Origin of the sequence: Stenotrophomonas pictorum JCM 9942, assembly GCF_001310775.1 — a bacterium.
GTDB classification, from domain to species: Bacteria; Pseudomonadota; Gammaproteobacteria; order Xanthomonadales; family Xanthomonadaceae; genus Stenotrophomonas; species Stenotrophomonas pictorum.
Map to the genome: position 1 here is coordinate 1 of NZ_BAZI01000324.1, position 2,975 is coordinate 2,975.

4 protein-coding genes are annotated in these 2,975 nt (G+C 64.7%); all 4 read right to left on the reverse strand.

The features are described from left to right. A partial coding sequence (locus JCM9942_RS13090; RefSeq protein WP_304941146.1) for a peptide chain release factor-like protein occupies positions 1–148 on the reverse strand: 148 nt, incomplete at its 3' end. A 95-nt stretch (positions 149–243) separates the two neighbouring features. Next, complete coding sequence (locus JCM9942_RS13095; protein ID WP_054660207.1) at positions 244–1,179, reverse strand: hypothetical protein; 936 nt, start codon at positions 1,177–1,179, stop codon at positions 244–246. Further along, the gene (locus tag JCM9942_RS13100) at positions 1,179–2,750 is read right to left on the reverse strand and encodes an LTA synthase family protein (protein WP_172675115.1); all 1,572 of its coding nucleotides are present in this window, start codon (positions 2,748–2,750) and stop codon (positions 1,179–1,181) included. The genes JCM9942_RS13095 and JCM9942_RS13100 overlap by 1 nt, the downstream gene beginning before the upstream one ends. Continuing rightward, on the reverse strand, positions 2,741–2,975 hold a 235-nt coding region (locus tag JCM9942_RS19680), incomplete at its 5' end, for a hypothetical protein (protein WP_218185492.1). The genes JCM9942_RS19680 and JCM9942_RS13100, both read right to left, overlap by 10 nt.

Sequence of the window (2,975 nt, forward strand, 5' to 3'; positions counted from 1 at the left end):
AGGCGGCGATATCAAAGCGCAGTTCCACGGCGGTGGAGACCTTGTTGACGTTCTGGCCGCCGGCGCCGGACGCGCGCACGAAACGCTCGACGATCTCCGTTTCCGGTATCGCCAGCTGCTCCGAGATTTCAATCCGGTCCCTCGCCATCGGCGCATTGTAAGGGGCAACCGCCCCCGCGCCGCCGTCGCTCCCGTCGCAACGTGGCGCACTTCCTGCGGCGCGCTGCGAAGGTGTCGTGGACCCTATTCCCAGTACTGGCCGGACCAGCGGCGCCATGCGCGGTAGTGGTGGATGGCGAAGCCGGCAAAGGACGGCTCGTTGCGCAGCGCGCGTTCGACCTTGCGCACCTCCTGCTCGAACACCTTCGGGCCTTCCTCATGGAAGGTGACCTTGTTGATGTCGTTGGAAGAAACCTCCAGCCCGATCACCACCTTCTTGCCGACTTCATTGGCGTAGGCGATCTCGCTGGCCGCATGCGACAGGATGCTGTCGCGGCCCTCGGCCTTGTCGCGGTAGTCCATCAAGGCGACGTAGTCGTAGATGTTGATGGTGTGCTCGCTCACCGGACGATGACGGCCATTCCACTCCACCTCGATGCCGTCCAGCCAGAACGGAATCGCCGGGCCAACCATCAAGGTCGCGCCGCTCTCCTGCTTGATGCGCATCACCGCTGCGCTCATGTCCAGGAAGCCCACCAGCAGATCCGCACGGGTGTCGTCATTCCATTCATCGAGGATGTGCGGCTCGATGTCCAGGTTGGCACCATCAAAACGTGCGGCTTCGGGTACCGATGCGTTGTACTCCACCACGCGGCGGAACATCGCTTCGGCTTCTTTGCGGTAGGCCGGCAACACGTAGTTCTGGGTGCTCAGATACCAGGAGCCCAGCAAGGCATATACCTTCATCTTCTTGCCATGCATGCGCTCGATGAAAGCGCGATACAGTTGCGGCTGATCGACGATCAGGTTGCGGCCCTTGTAGGCATCGGCATACAGGTAGATGGTGTCGATCTGCTGCGATTTCAGATAGGCGGCGGCCTCCTCGGCGACGGCCGGGTCCTCGACCATCGCATAGGACTCGGCTTCCCAGGTCCACATCGCGCGGCTGGCCGCCATGGAAGGTGCGCTCGACAGCAGACACAGCAGTGCCAGCATGCCGATGGCAAGACGATTGTTCATTACTGCTTCTCCACGGTGCTGCCGGTATCCACCAGCAAGTGATAACGGCCCTGCCCGATGGCCTTGCCGCTATCGGGGTCGGACGGGAATACCGATACATAGCACCGGCCTTTGCAATCTTCGGGCTGCGGCAGGGGCAACTGCAGCTGGACCTGATGACTGCCGCCAGGCGGCAACTGCAGGGCCTGGCCGTAGACCTCCTGCAGTTCGCGGCCGTTCTCGCTGGACATGACCGCCAGCGGCACGAACACACGGCTGGGCTTGGAATCCCCGCTGGCAAATACCGCCGACAAGCGCACGCCGGTCGCCGTCGCCGTGGCCTCGGCCGAAGTGATGGACACACCGGGCACCGCCGGTGCAGCAGACAGTTGCGTGGCCTCGGGAACGGCCGCATAGGCGACCAGCGGCGGCGTAGCGCCGTCCGGAAGCAGCGCGCCGCGCTTGAGGAAGATCGCATTGGCCTGCGTATAGCGTTGCAGGCGCTGCGCCACCCACTCACGCACGCTGGCGTCATCGGCCCTGGCCAGATGCATGCCGTCCTGCAGTTCATACAACTCGCCGTCGCGCAGCCACCAGCGGTCGGCCAGATACTCCGGCGCACTGGTCTTGGTCTGCTTCAACGGCAGCTGGTGCAGGTTTCGGAAATTCTCGGACATGTCCAGGCCGGTACCCAGCCACGCGGTCCGTGCCGGACGCTGCAGGCCGTAGGTGTTGGACAGCAGGGCCATCAGCGAGGGCGTCACATCCAGCTGCGAGGACACCGCACGCACCCGCTTGGGCTGCTTGAGCAGGGGCGAGAACACGATCAGCGGCACGTGGTAACGATCGACGTGTTCACCCATCGGGATCTCCGGCAGCCGGTGATCGCCAGTCACCACGAAAATGGTGTCGTCATACCAGGGCGCCTTCTGCACCGACTCGAAATAGCGCCGCAGCTGGTCATCGGTGTACAGGATCGTGCTGTAGATCGCGGCGTTGGCGCGGTAGCCGGCCAGGCGCGACTCCGGTACCCGCAGCTGCTGCAGCTGCTGCTCGAATCGGGCACGGTAGGCCTCCTGCCCGGGGAACTCGTAGCTGGTGTGCATCGAGATGGTCTGCATCGCCAGCACGAACGGCGATGGCAGTCGGTCACTGTCGGCCAGCACGCGCGACACCAGCTCCTTGTCCGGGTAGCCCCAGGCGCTGAACGGATTGCGCTGGTAGCCGGGACCGAAGTTGTTCATGTCCACCAGCGTCTGCACCTGCTGCAGCCGCATGTAGCCCCGTTCGTCATCAAAGGCGGTATCGGTGCCGTTGTAGAACGCGGTGTGATAACCCTGCTGGCGCAACACGCTGAAAAGGCCTGGATGCGCAGGCATGCGTTCGCCCAGCGCGGTGAAGCCCTGGTCGGCAAAGGGTGCCGAGCCGAGCAGGGTCGGCAGCACGCCGAACGTGCGGCCCTGGTTGGCGATGAAATTGTCGAAATAGAGGCTGCGCGCAGCCAGGGTGTCGAGGAACGGGGTGAAACTGCCCAGCGCCGCCTGCGGACCGGAGAACGAACGCCCCAGCCCCTCCACGATGATCAGCACCACATTCGGCGGGCGCCCGTCGCGGGTCGCGCGAAGTACGCGCCCAGGGTATCCGGCGTCTGCTCCTGGCGGAGGAACGGATAGTCCGGGTCCAGCGCCGGCTCTGGAGCCGCATGCGCCGATGCGGTCGCCACCATGGCAGCCCCGGACTCTGCGCTGGACCAGCGCCACACATCGGCACTGAACCAGGCCAGCTTGTTGCAGGCCACTGCGCGCGCAGCCTCGTCG